The following is a 26,733-nucleotide window of genomic DNA, read 5'->3' as shown; positions in this document are numbered from 1 at the left end:
GATCACGCCGCCTGCGAACGCCCGTAGTCGGCCGCGCAGGCCGCCGCACTGTCGTCGAAGGCCTCGCACATCCGCATCGCGACCATCAAATTCTCCGGCGTCAGCACCTCGGCCGTCGGTCCCCACGCCACGGGGCCGCGCGCCAGCACCAGCGTCTCGCTGAAATGGATGCGCACCATCTCCATGTCATGCAACGCGGCCAGCACGGTGCGGCCCTCGGTGTGCCACTCCTTCACCAGCGCGAGCAGATCGGCCGTGGTCTTGCTGTCGATGGCGTTGAAGGGCTCGTCGAGCACGATCAAGGTCGCGTCCTGGAGCAGCACCCGCGCGAACAGCACGCGCTGCATCTGGCCGCCGGAGAGCGTGCCGATCGGGCGGTTCTCGAACCCGTTGAGACCAACGGCGGCGATCGCGCGCAGGATTTTTTGCCGCGCAGCCTTGCCTATGCCGCCGAACAGGCCGGTCCCGCGCCACAGCCCGGTGCCGACGAAATCGAACACCGAGATCGGAAAGCTGCGGTCGATCTCCGCGCTTTGCGGCAGGTAGGCGATGTCCCTGCTGTCGCGGCCTCCGAGATGTATGCTGCCGTCGAGCGGCTTGAGGATGCCGACGATGCCGCGCAGCAACGTCGATTTGCCGGCGCCGTTCGGGCCAATCACGGCGACCAGTGCACCGGGTGCGACCTCGCCATTGAGATGATGCACGGCCGGATGCCGGTCATAGCCGAGCGTGACGTTATGGAAGGCTAGCTGTGCCATGGTCACCTCATCGCCAGGAAGACCATGCCCCAGAGCACGGCGCAGACAGCGAGCGCGGCCGCGAGGCGCCCCGCCATGGTCATGCGCAGGATCGACCACGGCGCCGCCTGGGCCGGATGCGGCGAAGCCGCGTCATGGACATGGGCATGAGTGTGGTCGTGCCCGTGCGAATGGGCGTGGTCGTGGGAATGGTCGTGATGATGGGCGTGAGACGCGGCAGGAACCATCCCGAGACGTTATATTATAACATTGCGCCTGTCCACGCCGGGCTCAGGGCCGGTCGATCAGCATGGCGATGGCGGCCGCTACGAACGGGAACGGCACCGACACCGCGCAGCGGAACCAGACGAAACGGGCCGGCATGAACGGGATCTCCCACAGGATCACCCGCTGGAACGCGAACAGGGCCCAGGCGACGACATAGGCAACCACCTGAGGCACCCCGCCGCCGGACTTCAGCGCCACCGTGCCGATAGAGAAGCCGATCACAGGCCCGCCCGGCGTGGCGGCGCCGGCGACCACGGCAGACGCGACCCCAAGCCAGCCGCTGTCCGGCCCGAGCCAGCCGGTGATCACCTCTTGCGGGATGATGGCGGCGATGTAGCCGGAGCCGATCACCCCCAGCGCGATCCGCGGCACGATGTTGATGAAGTCCATCGAGCCTTCGCGCAGAGAAGCCTTGAACACGGCAGGGCTGCGGCGGAAGGCGATCAGGCCGACGCCGAACACCGAGCCCCACAACAGGATGTCGATCAGGAGCGCGGCGCTCACGTCTCGTCGCCCTTCGGGATCGGCTTCGGATAGAGCCGGACATAGACGGAGCGGCCGAGCGCGCCGGCGAGCACCGGCAGCGGCAGCGAGATCACGATCCGCCACAGCGTGAAATCGGTGCCCATGATCGGGATTTCCCAGGCCACCGCCCGGCCGTAGCCGATCAGGGTCCAGCTCACGACCATGGCGATGGTGGCGCCGAAATCGGCACCGACCGCGAGCAGCGCGCTCGCCACCGGATAGGCGGTGAAGGGACCGCCGGGCAGGATCGCGCCGAAGGCGGTGCCGATCAGAAGCCCCATCAGGCCGGATTTCGGCCCGAGCGAGCGCGAGACTTTTTCGTGCGGCAGGATTTCCGAGATGAACGCACCAAGCAGGCAACCGGCGAGCACGCGCGGCAGGATACCGCCGAACAGCGAGAGGTCGTGGGTGAGAATGTCGAGAACACCATCGGTGCCGTCACGCCGCCAGACCAGACCCGCGCTCACCGCCACCAGGGCCGCGATGATGATGGTCGACCAGCCGATCGGCTTGCGCGCACGCCCCGGCCGCGGCTCGGAGTCCGCGTCCTCGGCAGACGCCGGGTCTTTCGGGGAAGGTTCTGACAACGGGCTCGGTCGGATCGAGGGTGATGCCCATCCTGCTTAAGGGGGCTGCCCATGCGATGCAAACGGAACGATCACAGGCCGATACGCGCACCGCGCAGGGCAATTCCGCACAGCAAAAAGGCGGCCGCGCATGCGACCGCCCTTCTCTACTCTGTCATTCCGGGGCGGCGCGTCAGCGCCGAACCCGGAATCCATCGGGCGTCATCCCGAGTGGACAAATGGATTCCGGGCGCGCGCTTGGCGCGCCCCGGAATGACTCCAAATGCCTACGCCTTCTCGAACAGAGACTCGACGTATTCCCAGTTCACGAGGTTCTCGACGAACGCCTTGAGATAGTCCGGACGGCGGTTGCGATAGTCGATGTAGTAGGAGTGCTCCCAGACGTCGCAGCCGAGGATCGGGGTGGCGCCGTGCACCAGCGGATTCTCGCCGTTCGGGGTCTTGGAGATCTCGAGCTTGCCGTTCTTGACCTGGAGCCAGCACCAGCCGGAGCCGAACTGGCCGACGCCGGCCGCCTGGAAGTCGGTCTTGAATTTATCGAAGCCGCCGAGGTCCTCGTTGATCTTCTTCTCGAGCTTGCCGGGCAGCTTGGTGCCGCCGCCATTGGGCTTCATCCAGCTCCAGAAGTGGATGTGGTTGTAGTGCTGGCCGGCATTGTTGAACACCGCGGGGTTCTTGCCGAACGAGCCCTTGACGATCTCTTCAAGGGATTTGCCTTCCCATTCGGTCCCCTTGAGCGCGTTGTTGCCGTTGGTGACGTAGGCCTGATGATGCTTGTCGTGATGATATTCCAGCGTCTCCTTCGACATATACTGGCCGAGGGCGTCATAGGCGTAAGGGAGAGGGGGCAGCGTAAAGGTCATGGCTTCTTGTCCGCAACTGGTGGGGAACGAGTTCTAACGGTCACCCCTTATAGAAGGTTCCTGCGTCGTTAAATACCGCCAATTTGCGAAAATGCGTGATGCGAACGCTTGGCACGATTGCATAAAATCGTCGCAGCACGCGGACATTCGCGCGGCCTTGGTGGCGTGATGCAAAATATCATTGCCTTTGAGGCGCTTATGGCAGAACGAATGCACCACGGACCGACCTTGCGAAAGACAGAGCCATGAGCATCGAGATCGACATTTTGAACGGCGACGCCTCGTGGCCGATCGCAGAGCCGCTGCACCAGGCAATCTGGGGCCCACACATGGTTGCGGATAAGCCTTGGGCTCACGTCAAATGGGATAACGCTCATCTTCGCGTGCTGCTCGACACGCCCGACGACGGCCTCGTCTGCCATGTCGGCGTCTACTTCCGGACCGTCACCTGGAACGGACAGAAGGTCCATGTCGGCGGCATCGGAGGCGTCTGTACCCGCGAGGACCGGCGCGGTCGCGGCTATGCAACCATGGCGATCGACGCGGCGGTGCACACTATGCGCGCCAACGAGGCGGTGCGCTTCGCGCTGTTGTTCTGCGAGCCGCACAATTTCGCGTTCTACGAGGCGCGCCGATGGCAGCCCTTCAAGGGCGAGGTCTATTGCGAGCAGCCGGAGGGACGAATCCGCTTCGACTACATGGCACCCTACGTCTTCGACATCGTCCGGGCGCCGACGCTAGGCACCATCGACCTATGCGGCCTGCCCTGGTGAGCCCTGCGTGAGCGGAGGGCTGCGCCGGCCGCCTCACACCCTATAATATGTCGACCATCATTTAATATTCCGCCCGGTGAACATGACGATCGACGCCCCTGCAGACGCCGTCCCGCCGCTTGCGCCGGTCGCCTCCCCCATCGCCAACCTGCTGACGGCGCCGATTCTGCCGACATTGCTGCGGCTCGCGATCCCAAACATGATCGCGATGGTCGGCAGCACGCTGGTTGCGATCGCAGAGACGTCCTATATCGGTCGGCTCGGCACCATCCCGCTCGCCGCGATCGCGCTGGTGTTTCCGTTCGCGATGCTGACGCAGATGATGAGCGCGGGCGCGATGGGCGGCGGCGTCTCCTCCGCGATCAGCCGCGCGCTCGGCGCAGGAGATCGCGACCGCGCCGCGACGCTGGCGCTGCATGCCGCCATCATCGGCCTCTGCGGCGGCCTGTTCTTCACGGTGATGATGCTCATCTTCGGCCGCTCGTTCTTCGCGCTGCTCGGCGGCCGCGAGCGCGTGCTGGAGGAGGCCAGCGGCTACTCGCAGGTGCTGTTCTCCGGCGCGGTCGCGATCTGGCTCGTCAATACGCTGGCCTCGGTGATCCGCGGCACCGGCGACATGCGTCTGCCTTCGATGACGTTGATCGGGGCGAGCCTGCTCCAGGTCGCACTCGGCGGCACGCTGGGGCTTGGCCTGTTCGGCGTGAAGCAATTCGGCATGCCCGGCGTCGCGAGCGGCCAGCTGATCGCGTTCAGCTGTGCCGCGATCTTCTTGCTCTGGTACCTCTTGTCCGGCCGCAGCAGGCTGCCGCTCGACTTCCGCGCCTTCCATTTCGAGCGCGCGATGTTCGTGGACATTCTGAAAGTGGGCGCGGTGGCCTGCCTGTCGCCGCTCCAGACCGTGCTCACCATTCTGATCTTCACAAAAATCCTCGCGACCTTCGGCACCGAGATGCTGGCCGGCTACGGCATCGGCTCGCGGCTGGAATTCTTGCTGATCCCGATCACCTTCGCCTTCGGCATCGCATCGGTGCCGATGGTCGGCATGGCGATCGGCGCCGGACATCGGAAGCGCGCGCGGCGCGTGGCCTGGACCGCGGCCGCCGCCTCCGGACTCACGGTCGGCCTGATCGGCCTCGCGATCGCGCTCGATCCGTCGCTGTGGGTCGCGCTGTTCACGCGGGATCCGGGCGTTACCGCCGCCGCGTACAGCTATTTCCACTGGGCAGGTCCGGCCTTCGTGTTTTTCGGCATGGGCGTATCGTTGTACTTCTCCTCACAAGGCGCGGCGCGCGTCGGCGGGCCCGTGCTTGCCTCCACAGTGCGGCTCCTGATCGTCGCGATCGGCGGCGTCGGCCTCATGACGATGCAGGCGCCGGCCTGGACCTTGTTCGCTCTGGTCGGCGGCGCCATGGTCCTGTTCGGGCTCTCGACCGCCGTCTCGGTCGCCTTCGTGCACTGGGGCAAATGAGCGCAGGCGAACAAGCGCAGACAGTAAGCGCAGGAATGTGATTCCATCCAGCGTTGCACTATCCTGCCGGACTGCTATGGAGGCGCCTTTCATTTTCGGGGCTCTCTCCATGTTCAGAAGATTCGCGATTCCCTTCGTCGTCCTGGCTGCGCTGCTTGGCGCGACGAGCGCCCATGCGCAGAGCGCCGACGGGACCTGGCTCACCCAGGCAGGTGATGCGCGCGTGAAGATCAGCAAATGCGGCGGCGGCATCTGCGGCCACATCGTCTGGCTGCGCGAACCCATGGACACCGCGACCGGTCAGCCCGCGACCGACACCAAGAATCCCAATCCCGCGCTCGCCAGGCGTCCGATGATCGGCCTGCCATTGTTCAGCGGCATGCAGCCGTCAGCTCCGAACAAATGGTCGGGCCAGATCTACAATGCCGACGACGGCAGCACCTATGCGAGCAGTATCAGCGTGACGGGCGCGGATTCGCTGCGCGTCGAGGGCTGCGTCGGCGCCCTCTGCGGCGGCGAGACCTGGACGCGCGCGGGGCGATAGCCGCCGCTCACGTCGTCATTGCCTTCAACGCCGTCGCAGCCGAGGCATAGCCGCCCCGCGCGCCGTCGATGAAATGGACGTGGTCGCTGCGCAGCGCCGAGGGCGTGAAGCAGGTCATCATCGCAGCGTCCTGCTGATAGAGGCCGTAGCGCACGATGCCCTCGCGCGCGGCCGCAGCGAGACGATCGCTCAGCGCGCGTTCGAGCTCGTTCGTACAGTCGAGGATCATGCGCAATCCGTCGTCATATTTCCTGAAGTCCGAGTTCTCGACCACCTGACGCTTGTAGACGTTTGGCACGAAGCCGCCGACCTTGATGTCGAAGCGCATGATCAGATAGGCGAACAACGTGTAGGCCAGGACGGCGGCCCGGCGGGCAAGCAGCGGGCCGCCGCGCCTGCTGCGGGCTTCATAATCCAGCCCCTGCGGCGGCCATTTCAGCGGCGGCCCCTGCGCCGGCACCGGGCGGCCGCCATCCGGACTGCGCTCGACGAGATGGATGATGTCCTCGATCACCTTGCGGAAAGCCAGCGGGTCAGCGCCACGCGCCGGCATCACCAGCACCGACAGGATCAATCCGCGTGACGCCGGCATCACCTCGAAGCGGCAGGACAGGCCGGAGAGATCGGGCTGCGTGCCGTCCGGCGCCTCGGTCACCGCGAACTCGCCGCGCTTCATCGCGGCGTCGGCCCAGGCGAGGCCGCCGCCGGAGAACATCGCATAGGACAGGTTCGCCGACGGACCGAAGCGTGCGACGCGTACGTCGAGGCCCTGCGCACGGATGGCGCTGACCGGCACCAGGGCGACGCGCATCTTCAGATCAAGATCCTCACGCACCCAGGTCGCGGTCGCCGCCAGCGCGTCGCGGGCCAGTTCGAGATCGTGAGGCGCGACCGCAAAGCTGGCACCGTCGCCGCCGAACACGAAGGGGAATTCGCGCCCCTCCAACGCGTTGGTCACCGCCGCGATCACGGCGGCGCCGGCCATGTTCACCGCCTTGTAGCGCTGCGCCGCGATAGCCTTGGTCGAATCGACGATGTCGGCAACGCCGACGCTCCAGTCGTCCGGCAGCGGCGCATACAGCACCGGGTCCATCAGGCTGGTGAAACCACGGAAGACCGGAATGCCGCTGTAGAAGGATTCGCCTGATGTCATCGGGTGATGCCGGACGGTTGGGATGGCGCGTTGCGAAAAGTAGATACGTGGCAGGATCGATCCGGGTTCGCCGGCCGGCCTCTCCGCGACGTCCCGATCATTGGCCGAAATGGAGCCGGACAACAAGCTCGCACCGCGATGCAGTGCTGCAGTTTGTCATTGATCGACATCAAACGACACACCGCAAAAGGCGTTTACTCTTGATTTATCGAAAATGAATGCCCGGGATCATCGAAGTGTCCGACATCGGCAACAAGGACTCGACCTCACCCGTACGCCGGCGCACGGGCCTCGACGCAATCAGCGCGGTGAAGATGCCGGAACGGCTGACCGCCGCCGTCGATGCCTGGGCTGAAGCCCATCAGCTGACCCGCTCGGATGCAATCTGCAAGCTCGTCGAACTGGCGCTGAAGATCGCGCCTGCCGAACCGGCATCAGCGCACGCGATCACATCGGACGCCACGCAGATTGAATACATCGCCGTGCACGAGATCGACGCACTGCTTGATCCCGCATTGCCGGCAGACGAACGCGAGCGCCGCATCCGCCGCCTCACCGAGGGGCCGCCGGAGTTCTCACATGAACGAATTGACTTGCCGAAGCATCAGAGGTGAGTGGTTAGTGCAGCTTCTCGTCCTGACGCTTGCGCACCGTTGACGCGGGGACATCGTGACAGCCGACCAGCCGCACGAATTGCTGCGGATACATTTCGTGGCCGTGATCACCGGAATTCTGATGCGACATCGGCTGGCAATGGACATCGTCCGGCCTCGAGCAAGACTGCTCTGCTGACGCCCGGCCCAGATTCGAAGCGGTCATGGACTGCTCCCTGTCGATTAGGGCAGATCGATTGACGTAACCCAACCGATTGCGGGGCATCATACGACCAAATCCGGTGAATTCAAATTGAGCCGGATCAAATCTATTGCGGCGACAGAGTTCCGCTACGCCGTATTCCCCGCGTCGATCGTGAAGACGGTGCCGGTGACGTTGCGGCCGCCCTCACCGAGCAGATATTCCACCATGCGCGCGACGTCCTCTGTCTCCGGCAGGCGGCGCAGTGCGCTGCGGCCGGCGATGCGTTTGCGTCCCTCGTCGGAGAGATTGTGCGTCAGCTCGGTGTCGATGAATCCCGGCGCGATCGCATTCACGGTGATACCGAGCTTGCCGACCTCGCGCGCCAGCGAGCGGGTGAAGCCGGTCGCGGCCGCCTTGGTGGCGCCGTAGACGGAGAGGCCATTATAGCCGGTGGTCGCGATGATCGAGGAGATGTTGATGATGCGGCCGGCGCCATCGGCCATCATCTGCCGCGCGACATATTTGGTGAGGATGATCGGCGACAGCACGTTGAGCTGCACCAGCGCCTCGATCTCGGAATTGTGCATGGTGGCGAGCAGGCCTTCGGTGCCGAGGCCGGCATTGTTGACGAGGCCGTAGATCGGGCCGAATTCGTCGCGGACGAGCTTTGCGAAAGCGGGGATCGCGTCGATCACGGCGAGATCGCAGGCGCGGAAATGCAGGCGTCCCTCAGACGCGGCGATTGCGGCCTTGAGCTCCTCGCTCTCGCGCCGTGCGGCGGCAATCACGTTGAAGCCAGCGCCGGCGAGGCGCCTTGCGATCGCAAGGCCAATGCCGCGGCTGCCGCCGGTGACGAGAACATTATGCATCGGTGCGCGCCAGTTTGCCGGCCGGAGTGACGTCGAGCGCCTCGACGAAACGGATCACCGCCGGCACCTTGTGCGAGGCGAGCTGGGCGCGGCACTGGTCAAGGATCTGGTCGCGGATCTCTTTCGCGCGCGCGGGATCGGAGCCGTCGGCGAGGATCACGTCGGCGACGACGATGCCGCCGGTGATCGGGCTGCGGCGGGATTTGGCCCGTGACATCCGCACGTCGGGATGGCGGTTGATCACCGCCTCGATCTCCTCGGGGTGAACCTTCAGCCCGCCGATATTGATGATGCCGCCGCGGCGGCCGACGAAATAATAGCGATCGCCGCGCAGCTCGACGATGTCGCCGCTATCGACAAAGCCGTCCGCATCGGTGAGCGCGGCAGCGTTGCGGCCAATGTAAGCGTGCGCGGTGCGCGTCGAGCGGATGCGCAGCGAGCCGTCGACCACCTTCATCTCGACACCATTGCGGTTACCGAGATAGTCGGCCGGAAAACCCTCCAGCCCGTCATTGACAGCGAAGCCGACGCCGGCCTCGGTCGAGGCATAGGCGTGACCGACGGAGGCCTTGGGGAATGCCGCTTTCAAGCCGTCCAGCACCGCCTGATCGGCGATCTCGCCGGAGAGACGGACGTAACCCGGCGCGAACTGTGCCGCCGAGCCGCTCATCAGGAGCTTGCGCCAGTGCGAGGGCGTGCCGGAGATATGCGAGACGCCGCGCGCATTCAGCCGCGCGACGTGATCGGCCAGCGCCTCATGCGGGTCCGACAGCACCATCGAGCCGGCGGAAAGGATGGCGCGGAGGAAGATTTGCAGCCCGCCATAGCGGCGGATGTCGTAGAACGTGGCCCACACCGGCGCAGGTCCGCGCGCGGGGCCTTCGGCGACGATTGCGCCGGTGAGTGCTTCCAGCGTGTGCCCGGCGATCTTGGGCACGCCCGACGTACCCGAAGTCAGCATCAGCCATTCCGTGGCACGTTCGGTCTTCGCCGGCGCGGCCGCTTCGAGCGGCAGGTCTGCAGTGACAATGAGCGCGACGCCGGTGTTGGCCCAGCGATCCGGCTCGTCAGTCACGACGGCATCGATCCCGGCATCCGCGATCAACGCATCGAGATGCGCCGGGTTGAGATCGGGCGGGCACAGCAGCATGCGACGCGCGATGCCGTCGAGCTCGATCATGGCAAGGCCCGACCGGAGCTGGTCGGACAGCCTGAGCAGCACACAGCGGCCGGACAATTCGCGCAGGCGGCCGCCGAGGACCGTCTGCGACAGGATGTCCGTCAGCGACACGCTCGTCTGCGCATCTGACAGCGTGCGGCCCTTCAGCTCCGCGCCGAGATGGTCGCGAAGCGCAAAGATCTCACGCGGGGACATTTTCGTAGGCCCGCACGAAATCGCCCACGGTGGCGGGGAACGCTGCGTCCTCGGAAATGGTGAAGGGGTCGACGCCGGTCTCGTCCTCAAGACGCGCGACCAGGATCGCGAAGGCGAGCGAGTCGAAGCCCGTCTCGTGCAGGGACAGATCGTCCGAGAGTGCAGGAAGCGTGACGTGCTGTTCCTTGGCGATCTGCTGGATCGCTTCAATGACCTTAGACCTTACCGACATGGCTGGCTCGCTTGTTGTTATCGATCGTTCGCGTTGCGGCGGCTCTTGCTGACCGCCTCCCCATGGCCGCCTGTTTACCCGACAGAAGTAAATGGCTTCTTGGACAATTCAGATAAAATTGGACCTATCTGCGGATTTTTCGCAGCGTTACAACCTGATCGCGCCGTCCACGATCTGCGCATAGGCCTCAGCGTCAAGCGCGACATAGGCGCCGGATTTCGGGTCAACCATGAACAGCGGATCCGTTATCGCCTCTGGATCGAAGCCTTCGCGCGCGAGGTCGCCTTTCTTCTGCTTGAAGGTCTCGGTCGCATCGATCTCGCAAGAGATGCGAATGAAAACGGGACGGGCATAGGCCGGCAGGCGCTGCGCCAGATGCGCAGGCAGTGCGGCGATCTCAAAGCCCTCATTCACAACAAGCGCGCTCATGCCGGCGCGGCCGTCGGTACCGGGGATGCTGACGCCGTAGGTGGTGGCATCGATCACGCCGGTGAAATCCCGCACGGCATCGTTCACTTCCGACGTCGCGACGTTCTCGCCCTTCCAGCGGAAGGTGTCGCCGATGCGGTCGACGAAATGGAAGAAGCCCTTGTCGTCGACCCGCATCAGGTCGCCGGTGCGAAACCAGGCATCGTCCCTGGCAAAGACGTCGCGCAGGATCTTCTTCTCGGTCTCGCCAGCGTCGGTATAGCCCTCGAAACGGCCGCCGCCCTGGTCCGCGGTGCCGATGCGGCCGATCGCTTCCCCGGCCTCACCGCGGGCGCAGGCGATGCAAAAGCCTTCTTCGTTGCGCAGCGGCGCGCCGGTATCGGGATCGAGCTTGACGAGGCTTGCGGGAAAGCGATGCGCGAGCAGCGGCGGGATGCGGCCGATCGCGCCCGGCTGGCCCTCGACGTTGAACAGCGAGAAATTACCCTCGGTTGCAGCATAGAACTCGAGGATGCCCGGAATGGAAAAGCGCGCCTGAAAGTCTTCCCAGATGTCGCCACGCAGGCCGTTGCCGCAGACGAGCCGCAGACGATGCCGGTTCTCATATTCCGACGGCGGCGCCTTGAGCAGATAACGGCAGAGCTCGCCGATATACTGGAACAGCGTGCAATCATGCCGGACGATGTCGGACCAGAAATGCGAGGCCGAAAATTTCTCCGCAATCACTACCGAGCCGCCGGCAGCCAGCATGCTGCAGGGCGCGACGATGCCACCGACCGAGTGGAACAGCGGCAGGCAATCGTAGAGCCGGTCCTGCGGCGTCGCGCCGGTGAGGCCGGCGAACCAAAAGCCCCAATTGAGGATGCGGCGGTGACTGATGCTGGCGGCCTTCGGCAAGCCGGTGGTGCCCGAGGTGTAGATCAGCAGCGCGCGGTCATCGATGGTGACGTCGCCATGTTCGTCCGGCGAGAGCGCTCCATCTTCGAGCGCGGCCAGCGCCACGTCGATCGCGCGTTCGCCGCGGGCATCGCCATGGGTCCAGACTTTTGCGTCCGTCTTCAGGTACGGCGCTGCGCTGTCCCACATCTCCATCAGCTCATGCGCAACGATGACATGCGACGGCTTTGCGACGTCGACACAATGTGCGAGCGATTGCCCAATGAGCTTGGTGTTGATCAGCGCAGCCACGCCGCCGATACGGCTGATGCCGAGCCAGGCCGCGACATAGTCGATGCCATTCGGCATGATCAGAGCAACGGTGTCGCCCTTGGCAACGCCAGCCGACCGAGCCCAGCGCGCATAGCGGTTGATCCTCTTCGACAGACCTTCGTAATCGAGAGTGGCATCGTCGGTCACCAGCGCTGCGCGATCGGGCTGGCGCTGCGCCCAATCGTCGACGACGTCCGCAAACAGACGTCCCGGCAGCGTCTCGATCCGCGCGGTGAGCTCGATTGCCTTCAGCCAGATTTTCGAAGCCGAGGGGGCGCGCGCGGCTTTCTGTTGCTCGAGGACACCGGTGGTCATGCCGTTCATTCTTTCGGGACGTGTCTGCTGATCCGGCAGCTTAGACCTGCGAGCCTGCCCAGATGTTAAGAGACAGGCTAAAACCCGGTTAGGGCGGGATTAACGCTAGCGATCCTTTACCAAGCGGGCGAGTTCGGCGGCATGCTGCCGGCCGAGACGATCGCTGGCACAAGGTGGAGTTGTCGGGGATCAGGAAGGGGTAGCGGCAGGCCCCAGGCGAGACCGCGCGGCAATCCGCCCGATGCTAACCATTTCGCCTATAACGCGGGCGCGATGCCGGGACGTTGACGGCAAAGTATGGATTGAGATCGCAAGTTGCGGCGCGGCCCGACGCAGTGGCGCGGCACTGCGGTACCGAGACAAAGGAGCACTCGTACCAGTCCCCGCCGCCGCCGTTTGAGCCGGAATAGACGTGCATGCAGACGGGGTAGCGCGGATCAAAGGTCTGCGCATGTGAGGGCGCGGCTACCAGTAAGGCACCGAAAGTCGCGATCAGGCCGAATGAGTGGCGCATGAAATCGGTCCTCGGAAGTCGCATCGCGGAAGCGCTAGTGCACCTTCTTGTAGCGCCGGCGCGGCGGCGGCGGTTCATCGAAAGCGTAATAGGGATTGACGTCGCAGCTGGCCGAGCGGCCTGACGCCGTGGCACGGCATTGCGGCAGCGAAGTGAAGGAGCAGTCGTAATAATCGCCGCCGCCACCGGCGAAGCCGCCGGGCGTGTAGACATGCATGCATACCGGGTAGCGCGGATCGTAGGTCTGGGCGCTGGCATCTGCCGCCATGAAAAGCGTGGCAATGGCGGTGAGGGTCAGGATCGGCAGGCGCATCGGGCAGTCCTCGAATCGTGGCAACGGCACGCGTTATTTCATTTCGATATGGCACAACAGCGCGGAAGAAGCGATTGTTCCTGTTCATACCTCTCCCGCTTGTGACACGCGCCGAAACGGATGAGACACGGCACTGCAACGACGCAAAAGCGGAAAAGAGCTCCGTTTCGGGCCTGCACAGGACGCATATCTCGCGACAGCATTCCTTCGACAAAGGTCGCAAGCATCCGGAGCAGGAATCCGTTCGCAGGCTGCAGCGAACGGATTACTCTTTCGGTTACAACACTGGCCCCGGACCAACGACGTTCCAGGGCAATCAATAGACATAGGGGCTGAAGGAAACGCACATTCGCGCTCGGGGCTCTCGAGCGCGGCTCCGCCCTGCGCGGGGAAAGATGCGCCGGCCGGTCTGCAGGCTCAGGGCATGCAAGAGAGCTTTTCGTCTCCGTTCATCCGCTATCCGATCGGCACCTCGCTGCTGATGGCGGGCATCTTGTTCGTAGGCCTCGTGGCCTATCCTCTGCTGCCGGTTGCACCGCTGCCCCAGGTCGACTTTCCGACCATCCAGGTTTCCGCGTCACTTCCGGGCGGCAGTCCCGAAACCATGGCCTCCTCGGTGGCACAGCCGCTCGAACGCCAGCTCGCGCAGATCCCCGGCATCACGCAGATGACCTCGACGAGCTCGCTGGGCTCGGCGTCGATCACCATCCAGTTCGATCTCAACCGCCTGATCGACGCCGCCGCCAATGACGTGCAGGCCGCGATCAACGCGGCGAGCGGACAATTGCCGAAGAATCTGCCCTCGCCGCCGACCTATCGCAAGGTCAACCCGGCGGACTCGCCGATCATGATCCTGTCGGCGACCTCCGATACGCTGCCGCTGACCACGGTCAGCGACCGCACCGACGCACAGCTCGCCCAGCAGATCAGCCAGATCCCCGGCGTGGCGCAGGTGTTCGTCGGCGGGCAGCAAAAACCCTCGGTGCGCATCCAGATCGATCCGACCAAGCTCGTCGCCAAGGGATTGTCGCTCGAGGACGTTCGCAGCCAGATCGCGGCCGCCACCGCGGACAGCCCGAAGGGCAACATCGACGGCACGCGCCGCTCCTATACCATCTACGCCAACGACCAGCTGCTCGAGGCCTCGCACTGGAAGGACGTGATCGTCGCCTACCGCAACGGCGCGCCTTTACGGATCCGCGACATCGGCGAGGCCGTGTCCGGGCCGGAGGACATGAAGACCGCGGCCTGGGCCGACGGCAAGCGCGGCGTGTTCCTGGTCATCTTCAAGCAACCCGGCGCTAACGTCATCGAGACCGTCGACCGCATCAAGGAGAAACTGCCGCGGCTGATCGCGGCGATCCCGCCCGCGATCAAGATCAAGATCATCAGCGACCGCACCATCACCATCCGCGCGGCGGTCGACGACGTGCAGATCACGCTCATGATCACCATCGCGCTCGTGGTGATGGTGATCTTCATTTTCCTGCGCAGCTTCTGGGCCACGATCATCCCGAGCATCACGGTTCCGCTGGCTCTGCTCGGCGCCTGCTCGCTGATGTGGGTGTTCGGCTATTCGCTGGACAATCTCTCGCTGATGGCGCTGACCATTGCGGTCGGCTTCGTGGTCGACGATGCCATCGTGATGCTGGAGAACATCACGCGCTATGTCGAGCGGGGCGAGAGCCCACTCGCCGCGGCGTACAAGGGCGCCGCCGAGATCGGCTTCACCATCGTTTCCATCAGCGTCTCGCTGGTCGCCGTGCTGATCCCGCTGCTGCTGATGGGTGGCATCATCGGCCGGCTGTTCCGCGAATTCGCGGTGACGCTATCGATGGCGATCTTCGTCTCGCTCGTGGTGTCGCTGACCCTGACGCCGATGATGGCCTCGCGCTTCCTGCGCGCCGACCATGAGGCGCGGCGCGGCCGCTTCTACCAGTGGAGCGAGCGGATGTTCGAGCGCCTGCTCGGCGCCTACGAGCGCGGGCTGGACCTCGCGCTGCGGCACAGCTTCGTCACGCTTCTCATCTTCTTCGGCACCGTCGCGCTCTCGGCACTGCTGTTCATCGTGATCCCGAAGGGCTTCTTCCCGCAGCAGGATAACGGCTTCCTCACCGCGGTGTCCGAGATGCCCCAGGACATCTCCTTCGCCGAGATGAAGCGCCGGCAGGAGGAGCTCAACGCCATCGTGCAGGCCGACCCTGCCGTCGATTCCATTGCGATGTTCATCGGCGGCGGCGGCACGGCGCTGAATTCGGGGCGCATGTATGTCACTCTGAAGCCGATCGGTGAGCGCGATGCCAGCGCACAGCAAATTATCGCGAGGCTGCGGCCAAAACTCGCCGAAGTCGAGGGCGCACGCCTCTATATGCAGGCCTCGCAGGACGTGCGGCTCGGAGGGCGCGCCACCCGCACCCAGTTCGAGTTCACGCTCCAGGACGCCAATCTCGCCGAGCTGAACGAATGGGCGCCAAAGATCCTGGCCGGCATGAGGGGCCTGCCGCAACTGCGCGACGTCGCCACCGACCAGCAGACGGAGGGCACGACGCTGCAGCTTAGGATCAATCGCGACACCGCCGCACGCTACGGCATCCAGCCGCAATTGATCGACGACACGCTCTACGACGCCTTCGGCCAGCGCCAGGTCGCGCAGTATTTCACCCAGACCAACAGCTATCACGTCGTGCTCGAGATCACGCCGGCGCTGCAGGGGCAGCTCGATACGCTCGAGAAGCTCTACATCAAATCGCCGCTCACCGGCGAGCAGGTGCCGCTCTCGGTGATCTGCAACTGGACCAACGTGCCGGTGCGGCCGCTTGCGATCGCGCATCAGGGCCAGTTTCCGGCGGTCACGATCAGCTTCAACCTTGCCGAAGGCGTGGCCTTAGGACAGGCGACCGATGCCGTGCTGCGCGCGGTCAGCGCGATGGGCGCGCCGCCGACGCTATCGACGAGCTTCCAGGGCACCGCGCAGGCGTTCCAGCAATCGCTCGGCACCGTGCCGATGCTGATCCTCGCGGCGCTCGTCGTGGTGTATCTCGTGCTGGGCGTGCTCTACGAGAGCTACATCCACCCGCTGACCATCCTGTCCACGCTGCCGTCGGCCGGCGTCGGCGCGATCGCGATCCTGATGATCTTCGGCTTCGACTTCAGCCTCATCGCCCTGATCGGCGTCATCCTCCTGATCGGCATCGTCAAGAAGAACGGGATCATGATGGTGGACTTTGCCATCGTCGCCGAGCGCGAGCAGCATTTGACGCCTGAGCAGTCGATCCGCCAGGCCGCGCTGCTGCGCTTCCGCCCGATCATGATGACGACAATGGCGGCCCTGCTCGGCGGCGTGCCGCTGATGCTCGGCCACGGCACCGGCGCCGAGATCCGCCAGCCGCTCGGCTACGCCATGGTCGGCGGCCTTCTGGTGAGCCAGGCCCTGACGCTGTTCACGACCCCCATCGTCTATCTCTACCTCGACCGATTCTCCAACCTGCTTTCGCGCTGGATGGAGGGGAAGCCAGATGCGGAGGCAGCTAGGGACAAGCAGAAGGATGCGGCGGAGTGAGCCGAACCACGACCTCCGTCATTGCGAGCGCAGCGAAGCAATCCAGAGTCTTTCCGCGGAGAGATTCTGGATTGCTTCGTCGCGAGGGCTCCTCGCAATGACGGAGTATGAGGCAACAGCTTCGCTCTTGCAGGTGTCGTAGCAACCATTAAACGCCGAGGAGTTTTTCAGTCCACGGCGTTCCGCGTTGCACGACGGTGTTGGCATAGATGAGCAGCTTGCGCGCGCATGCGATGAGAGCGGCATTGTGAGCCTTTCCGGCCGCAGTCAGGCGGGCATAGAGGGCCATGACGGCCTTGTTCCAGCGGAAGGCCGCAGGCAGGGCTGCCGCAAACAGAGAGCGACGCAGGCGAGCGCGGCCGCCGGCGATACGGCGTTGGCCCTTGTACTGCCCGCTATCGTTGTCGAAGGGAGCCAGCCCGGCAAGGGCTGCGACTTCCTCCCGGCTGACACGGCCGAGTTCAGGCATGCGGACCAGGAGGGCCAGTGCCGTGCGCTCACCGATCCCGGGAATGCTCATCACCAGGTCAAGGCGGACAGCGAGATCGTGGTGAGCACGTAGTTGCTTGGCGAGGTGACGGATTTGGGAGAGCCGCCTTGCCTTCAACCGGGCAATGTCATCCAGCACGATGCGGCGTAGCCCAGGCTTCTCGAGATGCTCGAGCCGGGTCTTGAAGCGCTTGATGTCGTCCTCGATCTGCTCGAGGAAGGTGAGCTGCTCGGCGAGCTCCGCCAAGCGCGGATCCGGCGCACTCCTCACCTCTTCGAGCGATGCCGCGCAGGCAGCAATCAGCGCGGCATCCAGCGTATCGTTCTTGGCGCGACGCAATCGGGAGCGGCCGAACGCCTTGACCTGGATCGGCTGCAGCACCAGCACGATGACGCCGGCCGCACGCAAATGCTCCACTACCCCACGCTCGTAACCGCCGGTCGCTTCGATCCCGACTCGCTTGACGCCAGCTTTGGTCAGCAGCTGCACCAGCTTCCGCCAACCGGGAAGGTCGTTGGCGACCTCCCAACCCTCGTCTCGACCATGAACTACAATGTCGAGCTTCGCCTTGGACGTATCGATTCCCGCTGTCGTCGTGCTAGTCTGTGCCATCTTCGTCGACCCTGCCTTGTGAAGCGAACCTGATTGTTCCGGCAACCATCCGGGTCCGATGAAGGTGCTGGCGCGATCCTGCTACGGGGCAGCCACAAACTGCTCAGGGTGGGCGCGATCCGATCGCCAGCGGCCTGCCGCGGGTTGCAGCCGCGGCAGGCCATTCCTCACGGAACACGCCGACAATATCTGATTGCGCTATTACAAGGGTGGGCAAAGGCGCAAAGCGCCGTGCCCACCATTCCGGTCACGCTGCGCATGTGGAGGGCACGCTTCCGCCGTCGCTCTTCGAGCTATGGCGGACAAGTCGCTTTGCCCACCCTACGAGGTCTGCGTGCGTGGCGAGCTGCTTCCCCATCGCAACGACGTTGGGCGAGCGTCAGCCCAGTCCCTGCAACACCAGCCGGTTCAGCCTCGCCGCAAACGCCGCCGGATCTTCCGGCAATTCGCCGTCCAGGATCTGGGCCTGTTCGAGCAGCAGCAGGCTGAGATCGTCGACGTCCTTGGAGCCGGCCTGCGCCTTGGTGATCGCAGTCACCAGCGGATGGCGCAGATTGATCTCGAGGATCGGCTTGGTCTTCATGCCCCGGTTCTGCTGCGCCAGAATGCGCTCCAGCTCGCGGCTCGGCCCCTGGCTGTCGGCAACCAGGCAGGAGGCCGAGCTGGTGAGGCGCGTCGAGGCCTTGACATCGCTGACGCGCTCGCCGAGCGCGGCCTTGATCACCGCGATGGTGGCGGCTTCATCCGCCTCAGGCTCATCCTTCTTCGCCTCGTCCTTGTCGTCGAGGCGCGGGATCAGGTCGAGGTTGAGATCGCCTTGGCTCAGCGATTTCAGCGGCTTGCCGTCGAACTCCGAGGGCATCGAGGTCCAGAAGGCGTCGACCGGATCGGACAGCAGCAGCACCTCGATGCCGCGCGCAGTCGCGGCCTCGAGCCGCGGATTGGACTTCAGTCGCTCGATGCTGTCGCCGACGAGATAATAGATCTCGGTCTGGTTCGGCTTGAAATCGGCGATAACCTGCCTCAGCGACCGCTTTTCACCCGACGTCGTGGTGAAGCGCGACAGCGCCAGGAGCTTTTCGCGACGCTCGAAATCCTCGTAGATGCCTTCCTTCAGCACCGCGCCGAAGGCGTCCCAGATCTTGGCAAAATTCTCCGCGTCCTTGTCGGCGAGGCTTTCGAGCTCGGACACGACGCGGGTCGCCACGGCTTTACGGATCTGCGCGAGCTGCGGATTGTTCTGGAGCATCTCGCGAGAGATATTGAGCGGGAGATCCTCGCTGTCGATGACGCCACGGATGAAGCGGAGGTAGCCCGGCAGCAGATCGGCATCATCGGTGATGAAGACCCGGCGGACGTAGAGCTTGACGCGGCCCTTGCGGTTCGGCTCGAACAGATCGAACGGCTTCGTCGACGGTGCGAACAGCAGCACTGCGTAGGAATAGCGGCCCTCGGCGCGGTAGTGCAGCGTCATCGCGGGATCGTCGAAGGCGGAGGCGATCTGCTGATAGGCTTTCTTGTAGTCGTCTGCCGTCAGCTCGGATTTCGAGCGTTGCCACAGCGCGCTTGCCGAATTGATCTGGCGCGGCTCGCCTTCGCCAGGCACGAGCTCGATGGGAAACAGGATGTTGTCGGAATAGGCACCGACGATGCGCTCGATCTCGTAGGTCTCGAGATATTTCTTGGCGTCGTCCTTCAGGTGCAGGACGATCTCGGTGCCGCGCGTCACGCGCGCCGCGTCCTCGTCGCTGGCGCGGGCGATCTCGAATCCGGAGCCGCCGGAGGACGTCCAGGTCCAGACGTCACTCTCACCGGCGCGGCGGCTGACCACGTCGATCTTCTCGGCGACCATGAAGGCGGAATAGAAGCCGACGCCGAACTGGCCGATCAGGCCGAGGCCGTCCTTGGCTTCCTTCAGCTTCGATACGAACGCCTTGGTGCCGGAGCGGGCGATGGTGCCGAGATGATCGATCAGCTCCTGCCGCTCCATGCCGATGCCGTTGTCGGCGATCGTGAGCGTTCCGGCCGACTTGTTCGGGATGATGCGGATCCTGAGCGCGTCGCCCTCACCGAGCAGGTCCGGACTGGCGATCGCCTCGTAGCGCAGCTTGTCGCAGGCATCGGAGGCATTGGAGATGAGCTCGCGGAGGAAGATGTCGGTTTCCGAATAAACGGAGTGCACCATGAGGTGCAGCAGTTCGGAAACTTCGGCCTGGAAAGGCTGCGTGTGCACAGCCGTATCTGACGTCGTCATGCGCTTACCCGGTCAAATCAAAGGGGAGGAACCCGGATATAGCGCGATGAAACGGCGGATCAAGAGGATGTGAAGGCTCGGCCGCAAGTCGCGACAGAGCAGCCTTGGTCGGACCAATGGCGCGGATCAGGTCACACAGCGGCCGGGCTGGAGCAGCTTGGCGATCTCGGTCAGGGAGCTGACCATCGGCTCGCAGGCGATCGTCGGCTTGCTGCGGCCCTGCTTCTGGTTCTTCTGGTTCTGGAGCAGCACCGGCGGCTTGGCATTGCCGGTTTCGATCACCGCGGGGACCCGCAACAACACCGACGTGTCGGCGAGGTCGTTGAGCCGCATCGACACGGTGCGGGTGGCGACCGGTGCCGGCTTGATCTCGCCGAGCCGGTCGGCCTTGCCGGCACGATTGACGTTGTGGCTCGGGGCGAAGTTTGAGCTCTGGCTGGAGATGTCGGCGACCGCCTGCCAGCGGTCGGCCAAATCATGGCCGGAGGCCAGTTGCACGGCACCCAGCGTGGCGGCAATCGCGACGGCGCCCAAAAATACCTTTTGAATCTGTAACATGGCTATTGATCCCTCGCCCCATGGCGATCGCGGGAACAACGCGGGCGGAGGATCGGGGGTTCTTGGCCGTTACGATCACTTAACCGTGTGCGAAAAATGCCAGAGGCCCGCAAAATATTTCGCAAGGCCTGGAACGACTTTTGCGGACGGGAGTCGTCTCAGCAGCCGGCTATTCCCCCCTGCCCCATAAGCCGGCGACGTAGGGCGCGACTGTGGTGATGCCAGTCGCGCCTTACTTTTGTCTGGGGCTCACTTTTGCGTTGCGTTATTTGGCGGTCCCGCCAGCCAGTCCCGCCCCTCGCCATAGAGCTTCTCGACCTCGGGCCCGATCATGCCCGGCATGTCGCGCTTGACCTTGTAGCCGATCAGCTCCTGCATGTAGGCGAGATGGCGATAGCCCTCGGGGAGCGCGGCGAGCGCTTTCTGGTCGAGCTGAAGCGGCGCAGCGGGATCGACCGGGTCGATCCGGTCCTTCTCGTAGATCGGCTGGCGGCGAACGATGCCCCACCGGGCCTGCCGCTTCTCCAGGAAATCGTAGAAGCGGCCGGTACAGACGACGTCGCAGAGCACGTCGTGCACCAAAGCCCGCTGCGAGATCGTCATCTTGGTCTGTGCGATGGCCCGCTCACCGCTGAGGTCGATGCTGGTGCCGCCGAGGAAATGCAGGATGCGCACGCCCTTGGCGAAGCCCTCCTGGCTGACGCGCATGAAATCCCGCGCCGGCCCCTGAAACCAGGTGGCGGACATCCAGCCTTCTTCATGCCAGACCGTCGCAAAGCGCTCCCAGTCCCCGGCGTCGCGCCACACCGCCCAGTTCTCGACGAGGTCGCGGATGGCGAGGCGATCGAGCAGCTGCGGGTCCATGAGCACATCTCCGATTGGGTCGATGCACGAGGTTTGAGCGGCGAATGCGATGCCGTCAAGCGCCGCAAGCGGACACGAAAAATCCGGCGCGCCTTGCAGCACGCCGGATCAAATGCGTTGCGAACGTTCAGACTACGAGCGCACCGTTACGCTGCCGGCGCCTTGGGCGTGCGGTTGCGCGAGTTGCGCTGGAAGAACAGCGCCTGACTCGCCACCGCCGACACCATCGCGGGCTGGAACGGTTTTGAGATCAGGAATGCCGGCTCGGGGCGCTCGCCGGTGAGGAAGCGCTCGGGGTACGCGGTGATGAACACCACCGGCACCTCGAAGGTGCGGAGCAGCTCGTTGACGGCATCCAGGCCCGACGAGCCGTCGGCGAGCTGGATGTCGGCGAGGATCAGGCCGGGCCGCCTGTTCTTGGCCAGCGCCACCGCATCGGCATGGGTGCGCGCGACGCCGACGACGTTGTGGCCGAGATTCTTCACCAGGCTCTCGAGGTCCATGGCAATGAAAGTCTCGTCCTCGATGATCAGCACGTCGGTGGCTATCTCAGCCGCCATCTCGCGACCGGCAGCGTCTGCGAGCCGCCGCGTCTCGCCCACGTCGGTGCCGAGGATGAAGGCGACTTCCTCTTCCGAAAAGCCCTCGAGCGAGAGCAGCAGGAAGGCCTGCCGCGGCAGTGGCGTGATATTCGACAACCGCCTCTCAGGCGGCATCGGCAAGGTCGTCACCTCGGCATCGTCGTTGACGGAGACGGAATTCCAGATCTGGGTGAACAGCCGGAACAGGCCGGCGCGCGGCCCATGGCTCTCGTCGAGCACTGATGGATCGCCAAGCATGGCTTCCAACATGGCCGCGACATAGGCGTCACCGGAGGCCTGGCTGCCCGTCAGGGCGCGTGCGTACCGGCGCAACAACGGCAAGTGTTCAGCAACAAGCTGTGAACGGGACATCCCCACTCCATTCATCTTCGGGCCAGACTTGAGGTTACCCTGAGGTCAGCGTTACGCGGGGGCCCGGTTCCCCTGCTCGGCTGATTACGCATCAGCCTGAGAAAAGTTCCGTATTGGGCGGAACTTTTTCGCGCAACTCGCATTGTGCCTATCCAGGGAACGGCTCCCGGTTGAGAAAAATTCTCGATTTTACAGTCACTTAACTCGGGGAAACGTGGAACAGGCCATGAAAGATCTCAAGTCTCAAGCCAGCAAAAGCACGACCCCCGGCAAGGGAGGGCTCACTCCGGAGATCCAATCCCGGATCGGCCATCAGCTGCGCGCCATGTACGACGACGTGGTGCGGCAAGGGGTTCCGGATCGGTTCGCTGAACTGATCAAGAAGCTTGATGCACCGGGAGCGGCCCACCAAGTGGAAAATGAGGGTGGATCCAACGACAACAACAATGGGAGGGATTAATGCCTCTCACGGACTCCCTGCGTAATGACATCCTGGCGGCCGTGCCGAGCTTACGCGCGTTCGCCATCTCGCTCAGCGGCAATGCGGACCGCGCCGACGATTTGGTGCAGGAGACGTTGCTCCGCGCGCTGGCCAACATCGACTCGTTCCAGCCTGGCTCCAACCTGCCGGCGTGGCTGTTCACGATCCTGCGCAACCTGTTCCGCTCCGACTATCGCAAGCGGCGGCGGGAGGTCGAGGACGCCGAAGGCAACTACGCCAAGACACTGAAGACCCAGCCGTCGCAAAATGCGCATCTCGAATTCGAGGAGTTTCGTACGGCGCTCGACAAGCTTCCACAGGACCAGCGTGAAGCGCTGATCCTGGTCGGCGCCTCCGGCTTCTCCTACGAGGACGCGGCCTCGATCTGCGGCTGCGCGGTCGGCACGATCAAGAGCCGCGTCAACCGCGCCCGCTCGAAGCTCGCCGCGCTGCTCTATGTCGAGGGCGCCGAGGACTTTGGGCCCGACGAGACCGTACGGGCCGTGATCGGCGGCAGCGGCGGCTGACGGCAGGCATCATCAGGATCGAGACGGCATGAAGACGGCCGCTTGCGCGGCCGCCTTTGCGCGCGTGCGAAAAACGTGATCGCGCCAAGCTTGCAGCGCCGATCACTCGTCCACGAAGGTCACGGTGCCCGCGACATTGGCTCGCGAGGTGCGGTAGCTGTTGACCCTGTGCGCGTGGTCGGCATAGCCGAACGAAATGCCGCAGACGACACGGCGGTCGTCGGGCAGGTTGAAGTGACGGCGGATCAAGCCGGAATGGCGCGCAAGCGCCGCCTGCGGAATGGTGCCGAGCCCGAGCGCCTGCGCGGCCAGCAGGAAATTGGAGACATAGGCGCCGCAATCGATCGCACCATAGATGCCGAGCGGCTCATTGGTGTGAATGATCGCCACATGCGGCGCGCCGAAGAAATTGTAGTTCTCCAGCGCCTGCCTGGCATAGGCCGCCTTGTCGCCGCGGACGATGCCGAGCGTATTGTAGAGCTGAAAGCCGCTCTCGCGCCGGCGCTCGAGATAGACCCCGACATATTCTCGCGGCGGGGTGAAATCGTAATCGTCGCCGAGACCGCCCGAGGCCTCCTTGTAGATCGCCTGGCGAAAGCGCTCCTTGGCCGCGCCGCTGGCGATGATCACCTGCCAGGGCTGGCTGTTGCACCAGGACGCGGTGCGCTGCGCGGTGGTCAGCACATGCTCGATGATGGCACGGTCAACTTCCTTCGGGAGAAAGGCACGCACGGAGTAGCGCTCGTTGAGGAGCTCTTCGAGCACGCCGATGCGGTCTTGTGTCTGGCTCACTTTTGCATCCATGTTTAGCTCGCGCTCTTGGTAGGGTGGGCAAAGGCGCATAGCGCCGGGCCCACCGACAGACTTACCCCGGAGCATCTGCATATGGTGGGCACGCTTCGCTTTGCCCACCCTACAAGATACAGCGAGAGGTGAGATCAACGTCCCTTGGTCGGGATCTTGTTGTACGGCACGTCCTTGTCGACGCGGATGTCACCTGGCAGACCCAGTACCCGCTCGGCGATGATGTTGCGTAAAATTTCGTCAGTGCCGCCGGCGATGCGCATCGAAGGCGAGGACAGCAGCATCTGCTGGAATTGGCCCTGCAACGTCTCCTCGTCGCTGCCGGTGAGAACGCCGGCTGCGCCCTGCAGGTCCATGGCATAAGTGGCGATGTCCTGGAGCATCATGCCTGACACCAGCTTGCCGATAGAATTCTCCGGGCCCGGCCGCTCGCTCTTCGACAGCGCCGAGATCGCGCGGTAGCTGGTGTATTTCAGCCCGCTCGACTTCACCGCCCAGCTCGCAAGCTTTGAGCGCACCGCCGGATCATCGATCGCAAGCCCATCCTCCAACATCAGATTCGAGCAGAACTCGAACATTTCTGGCACGCCGGTTGCGAGCCGCGCGCCGATCGACATGCGCTCGTTCATCAGCGTGGTCAGCGACACGCTCCAGCCCTCGCCGACGGCGCCGAGGCGCTGGCTGTCGGGGATCACGACGTCGGTGAAATAGACCTCGTTGAACTCCTGCATGCCGTTGGCCTGCTTGATCGGACGCACCTCGACGCCCGGGCTCTTCATGTCCAGGAAGAACATGGTGAGGCCCTTGTGTTTTGGGACATCAGGATCGGTGCGCGCAATCAAGAGGCCGTAGTCCGAGTAATGTGCGCCGGAGGTCCAGATCTTCTGGCCGTTGACGATCCAGTTGTCGCCTTTCTTCTCCGCGCGGGTGCGCAGACCCGCAACGTCGGAGCCGGCCGACGGCTCCGAGAACAGCTGGCACCAGATCTCCTCGCCCGAGGCGAGCTTCGGCAGATACCGGCGCTTGGCGTCCTCGCTGCCGAAGGCCATCACGGTCGGGCCGCACATGCCCTCGCCGATCTGGAACGGCTGGGTCAGCTTGCCGTAGACGCCCTCTTCCTGCTGCCAGATCACCCGCTCGATCGGCGTCGCGCCGCGGCCGCCATATTCCTTCGGCCAGTGCAGGCAGGCCCAGCCCGCTTCGAACTTCTTCTTCTGCCAGGCCTTGCCGACATCGACGATGTCCTGCTTGGCAAGCCGGATGCGGCCGAGCGAGGATTTTGACAGCTCGGCATGCAGCTCCTTCGGCGCGTTAGCCTCGACCCATTTGCGCGCGGTCTCGCGGAATCCGGCTTCTTGCGGCGTATCGTCGAAATTCATGGCGGACCTCTAACCTCTTCCCTTCGTCGGGATCTTGTTGAACGGCACGTCCTTGTCGACACGGATATCGCCCGGCAGGCCCAGCACCCGCTCGGCGATGATGTTGCGCATGATCTCGTCGGTGCCGCCTTCGACGCGCGTACCCGGTGCGCGCAGCAGCATCGCCTGGAAGCGGCCAGCCACTTCGGCGTCTTCGGGGCCGCTGACGACGCCAGCCGCGCCTTGCAGATCCAGCGCGTAGGTCGCGACGTCCTGGATCATGGAGCCCGCCACCAGCTTGCCGATGGAATTCTCCGGACCCGGCCGCTCGCCCTTCGACAGCGCCGAGATCGCGCGCATGCTGGTGTAGCGCAGGCCGCTCGCCTTCACCGCCCAGTTCGCGAGCTTCGCGCGCACCGCGCGATCCTCGATCGCAGGTCCATCGTCGAGCATCAGGCTGGAGCAATACTCGAACAGCTCCGGAAAGCCGGTCGAAACGCCGGCGCCGATCGACATGCGCTCGTTCATCAGCGTGGTCAGCGAGACGTTCCAGCCGTCACCGACTTCGCCGAGGCGCTGGTGGTCAGGGATGCGGACATTGGTGAAATAGACTTCGTTGAAATCGGAGGCGCCGCTCGCCTGCTTGATCGGCCTGACCTCGACGCCCGGACTCTTCATGTCCAGAAAGAACATGGTGAGGCCCTTGTGCTTGGGCACGGTGGGGTCGGTACGGGTCAGGAGAATGCCGTAGTCCGAGTAATGCGCGCCCGAGGTCCAGATCTTCTGCCCGTTGATGACCCACTCGTCACCGTCCTTCTCGGCACGCGTGCGCAGGCCCGCGACGTCCGAGCCGCCGGCTGGCTCGGAAAACAGCTGGCACCACACCTTCTCGCCGGAGGCAAGCGGCGGCAGATAGGCCCGCTTATGCTCCTCGCGCGCGAACGCCATCATGGTCGGCCCGCACATGCCGTGGCCGATGATGAACATGTGGGAGAGCTTTCCGAACGGACCCTCCTCCTGCTGCCAGATCACCCGCTCGATCGGCGACGACCCGCGGCCGCCATATTCCTTCGGCCAATGCAAGCAGGCCCAGCCGGCATCGGCCTTCTTCTTCTGCCAGGCCTTTGCGACCTCGAGAATGTTCGCGTTCTTGAGCTGCGTGCGGCCGAGCGAGGATTTGCGCAGCTCGTCCTCGTATTGCTTGGGTGCGTTGGCACCGATCCAGGCGCGGGCGGTGGCGCGGAATTCGGCTTCCTGCGGGGTGTCGTCGAAGTTCATAAC

At 64.4% G+C, this 26,733-nt stretch carries 28 protein-coding genes; 7 read left to right on the top strand and 21 right to left on the bottom strand.

The features are described from left to right. Positions 1-2 precede the first annotated feature (2 nt). The 5 genes from XH85_RS06790 to XH85_RS06770 form a co-directional block, all read right to left on the bottom strand. Positions 3-758, bottom strand: a complete 756-nt coding sequence (locus tag XH85_RS06790; protein WP_164940102.1) for a metal ABC transporter ATP-binding protein — start codon at positions 756-758, stop codon at positions 3-5. 2 nt (positions 759-760) lie between these two features. Beyond that, positions 761-985 (bottom strand): hypothetical protein, encoded by a 225-nt coding sequence (locus XH85_RS06785; RefSeq protein ID WP_128931271.1) that lies wholly within the window; start codon positions 983-985, stop codon positions 761-763. A 43-nt stretch (positions 986-1,028) separates the two neighbouring features. Next, the gene (locus XH85_RS06780) at positions 1,029-1,529 is read right to left on the bottom strand and encodes a hypothetical protein (protein WP_128931270.1); all 501 of its coding nucleotides are present in this window, start codon (positions 1,527-1,529) and stop codon (positions 1,029-1,031) included. Continuing rightward, on the bottom strand, positions 1,526-2,137 hold the full coding sequence (locus XH85_RS06775; protein WP_128931269.1) for a permease: 612 nt from the start codon (positions 2,135-2,137) through the stop codon (positions 1,526-1,528). The genes XH85_RS06780 and XH85_RS06775 overlap by 4 nt, the downstream gene beginning before the upstream one ends. Before the next feature lie 266 nt (positions 2,138-2,403). After that, entirely contained in the window at positions 2,404-3,000 is a 597-nt protein-coding gene (locus XH85_RS06770; protein WP_061846478.1) for a superoxide dismutase, read from the bottom strand. Positions 3,001-3,245: 245 nt separating this feature from the next. Between XH85_RS06770 and XH85_RS06765 the strand changes: the two genes are divergently transcribed. From XH85_RS06765 to XH85_RS06755, 3 genes are all read left to right on the top strand, one after another. After that, on the top strand, positions 3,246-3,773 hold the full coding sequence (locus XH85_RS06765) for a GNAT family N-acetyltransferase (protein WP_128931268.1): 528 nt from the start codon (positions 3,246-3,248) through the stop codon (positions 3,771-3,773). 82 nt (positions 3,774-3,855) lie between these two features. Further along, positions 3,856-5,241, top strand: a complete 1,386-nt coding sequence (locus XH85_RS06760; RefSeq protein WP_164940711.1) for an MATE family efflux transporter — start codon at positions 3,856-3,858, stop codon at positions 5,239-5,241. Positions 5,242-5,350: 109 nt separating this feature from the next. Further along, entirely contained in the window at positions 5,351-5,785 is a 435-nt protein-coding gene (locus XH85_RS06755; RefSeq protein ID WP_128931266.1) for a DUF2147 domain-containing protein, read from the top strand. 7 nt (positions 5,786-5,792) lie between these two features. Here XH85_RS06755 and XH85_RS06750 read toward each other — a convergent pair whose 3' ends face one another. After that, positions 5,793-6,938: a DUF3095 domain-containing protein gene (locus XH85_RS06750; protein ID WP_128931265.1), complete on the bottom strand. Its 1,146-nt coding sequence runs from the start codon at positions 6,936-6,938 to the stop codon at positions 5,793-5,795. A gap of 227 nt (positions 6,939-7,165) precedes the next feature. Between XH85_RS06750 and XH85_RS06740 the strand changes: the two genes are divergently transcribed. After that, the gene (locus XH85_RS06740; protein WP_128937127.1) at positions 7,166-7,552 is read left to right on the top strand and encodes a hypothetical protein; all 387 of its coding nucleotides are present in this window, start codon (positions 7,166-7,168) and stop codon (positions 7,550-7,552) included. Positions 7,553-7,556: 4 nt separating this feature from the next. Here XH85_RS06740 and XH85_RS06735 read toward each other — a convergent pair whose 3' ends face one another. The 7 genes from XH85_RS06735 to XH85_RS06705 all read right to left on the bottom strand — a co-directional run bounded on the left by XH85_RS06735 (position 7,557) and on the right by XH85_RS06705 (position 12,992). Then, positions 7,557-7,757: a hypothetical protein gene (locus XH85_RS06735; protein ID WP_128931264.1), complete on the bottom strand. Its 201-nt coding sequence runs from the start codon at positions 7,755-7,757 to the stop codon at positions 7,557-7,559. 125 nt (positions 7,758-7,882) lie between these two features. Beyond that, entirely contained in the window at positions 7,883-8,605 is a 723-nt protein-coding gene (locus XH85_RS06730; protein ID WP_128931263.1) for an SDR family NAD(P)-dependent oxidoreductase, read from the bottom strand. Continuing rightward, a complete protein-coding gene (locus XH85_RS06725; RefSeq protein ID WP_164940710.1) occupies positions 8,598-9,980 on the bottom strand; it encodes a class I adenylate-forming enzyme family protein in 1,383 nt (460 codons plus the stop codon). Before XH85_RS06725 ends, XH85_RS06730 begins: the two co-directional genes overlap by 8 nt. Next, the gene (locus XH85_RS06720; RefSeq protein ID WP_015688794.1) at positions 9,967-10,212 is read right to left on the bottom strand and encodes an acyl carrier protein; all 246 of its coding nucleotides are present in this window, start codon (positions 10,210-10,212) and stop codon (positions 9,967-9,969) included. Before XH85_RS06720 ends, XH85_RS06725 begins: the two co-directional genes overlap by 14 nt. 147 nt (positions 10,213-10,359) lie before the next feature. Further along, positions 10,360-12,174: a long-chain-acyl-CoA synthetase gene (locus tag XH85_RS06715; RefSeq protein ID WP_128931261.1), complete on the bottom strand. Its 1,815-nt coding sequence runs from the start codon at positions 12,172-12,174 to the stop codon at positions 10,360-10,362. 235 nt (positions 12,175-12,409) lie between these two features. Next, positions 12,410-12,679, bottom strand: coding sequence for a DUF3551 domain-containing protein (locus XH85_RS06710; protein ID WP_128931260.1), 270 nt, complete (start codon positions 12,677-12,679; stop codon positions 12,410-12,412). A gap of 34 nt (positions 12,680-12,713) precedes the next feature. Then, a complete protein-coding gene (locus tag XH85_RS06705; protein ID WP_128931259.1) occupies positions 12,714-12,992 on the bottom strand; it encodes a DUF3551 domain-containing protein in 279 nt (92 codons plus the stop codon). Between the two features lie 424 nt (positions 12,993-13,416). Between XH85_RS06705 and XH85_RS06700 the strand changes: the two genes are divergently transcribed. Next, complete coding sequence (locus XH85_RS06700; RefSeq protein WP_128931258.1) at positions 13,417-16,551, top strand: multidrug efflux RND transporter permease subunit; 3,135 nt, start codon at positions 13,417-13,419, stop codon at positions 16,549-16,551. A 148-nt stretch (positions 16,552-16,699) separates the two neighbouring features. On the opposite strand, the gene XH85_RS06695 is transcribed toward XH85_RS06700, so the two are convergent. The 5 genes from XH85_RS06695 to XH85_RS06675 form a co-directional block, all read right to left on the bottom strand. After that, the gene (locus XH85_RS06695) at positions 16,700-17,653 is read right to left on the bottom strand and encodes an IS110 family RNA-guided transposase (RefSeq protein ID WP_128931257.1); all 954 of its coding nucleotides are present in this window, start codon (positions 17,651-17,653) and stop codon (positions 16,700-16,702) included. A 379-nt stretch (positions 17,654-18,032) separates the two neighbouring features. Further along, positions 18,033-19,907: a molecular chaperone HtpG gene (htpG, locus tag XH85_RS06690; protein ID WP_128931256.1), complete on the bottom strand. Its 1,875-nt coding sequence runs from the start codon at positions 19,905-19,907 to the stop codon at positions 18,033-18,035. A gap of 126 nt (positions 19,908-20,033) precedes the next feature. Beyond that, positions 20,034-20,465: a hypothetical protein gene (locus tag XH85_RS06685; protein WP_128931255.1), complete on the bottom strand. Its 432-nt coding sequence runs from the start codon at positions 20,463-20,465 to the stop codon at positions 20,034-20,036. A 249-nt stretch (positions 20,466-20,714) separates the two neighbouring features. Then, complete coding sequence (locus tag XH85_RS06680) at positions 20,715-21,329, bottom strand: nuclear transport factor 2 family protein (protein ID WP_128931254.1); 615 nt, start codon at positions 21,327-21,329, stop codon at positions 20,715-20,717. Between the two features lie 146 nt (positions 21,330-21,475). Next, positions 21,476-22,282 (bottom strand): response regulator, encoded by an 807-nt coding sequence (locus XH85_RS06675; protein WP_164934704.1) that lies wholly within the window; start codon positions 22,280-22,282, stop codon positions 21,476-21,478. A 226-nt stretch (positions 22,283-22,508) separates the two neighbouring features. Here XH85_RS06675 and XH85_RS06670 point away from each other — a divergent pair, with 226 nt between their 5' ends. Continuing rightward, entirely contained in the window at positions 22,509-22,742 is a 234-nt protein-coding gene (locus tag XH85_RS06670; protein ID WP_164934705.1) for a NepR family anti-sigma factor, read from the top strand. Continuing rightward, on the top strand, positions 22,742-23,290 hold the full coding sequence (locus XH85_RS06665; RefSeq protein ID WP_008543571.1) for a sigma-70 family RNA polymerase sigma factor: 549 nt from the start codon (positions 22,742-22,744) through the stop codon (positions 23,288-23,290). Before XH85_RS06670 ends, XH85_RS06665 begins: the two co-directional genes overlap by 1 nt. A 102-nt stretch (positions 23,291-23,392) precedes the next feature. On the opposite strand, the gene XH85_RS06660 is transcribed toward XH85_RS06665, so the two are convergent. The 3 genes from XH85_RS06660 to XH85_RS06650 all read right to left on the bottom strand — a co-directional run bounded on the left by XH85_RS06660 (position 23,393) and on the right by XH85_RS06650 (position 26,730). Next, on the bottom strand, positions 23,393-24,094 hold the full coding sequence (locus tag XH85_RS06660; RefSeq protein ID WP_128931252.1) for a nitroreductase: 702 nt from the start codon (positions 24,092-24,094) through the stop codon (positions 23,393-23,395). Positions 24,095-24,228: 134 nt separating this feature from the next. After that, positions 24,229-25,473 (bottom strand): acyl-CoA dehydrogenase, encoded by a 1,245-nt coding sequence (locus tag XH85_RS06655; protein ID WP_128931251.1) that lies wholly within the window; start codon positions 25,471-25,473, stop codon positions 24,229-24,231. A 9-nt stretch (positions 25,474-25,482) separates the two neighbouring features. Next, positions 25,483-26,730, bottom strand: a complete 1,248-nt coding sequence (locus XH85_RS06650) for an acyl-CoA dehydrogenase (protein ID WP_128931250.1) — start codon at positions 26,728-26,730, stop codon at positions 25,483-25,485. Between the last annotated feature and the right edge of the window lie 3 nt (positions 26,731-26,733).

It is taken from the genome of Bradyrhizobium zhanjiangense (genome assembly GCF_004114935.1).
Taxonomy (GTDB): domain Bacteria; phylum Pseudomonadota; class Alphaproteobacteria; order Rhizobiales; family Xanthobacteraceae; genus Bradyrhizobium; species Bradyrhizobium zhanjiangense.
This window is presented reverse-complemented; position numbering and strand designations above follow the sequence as displayed.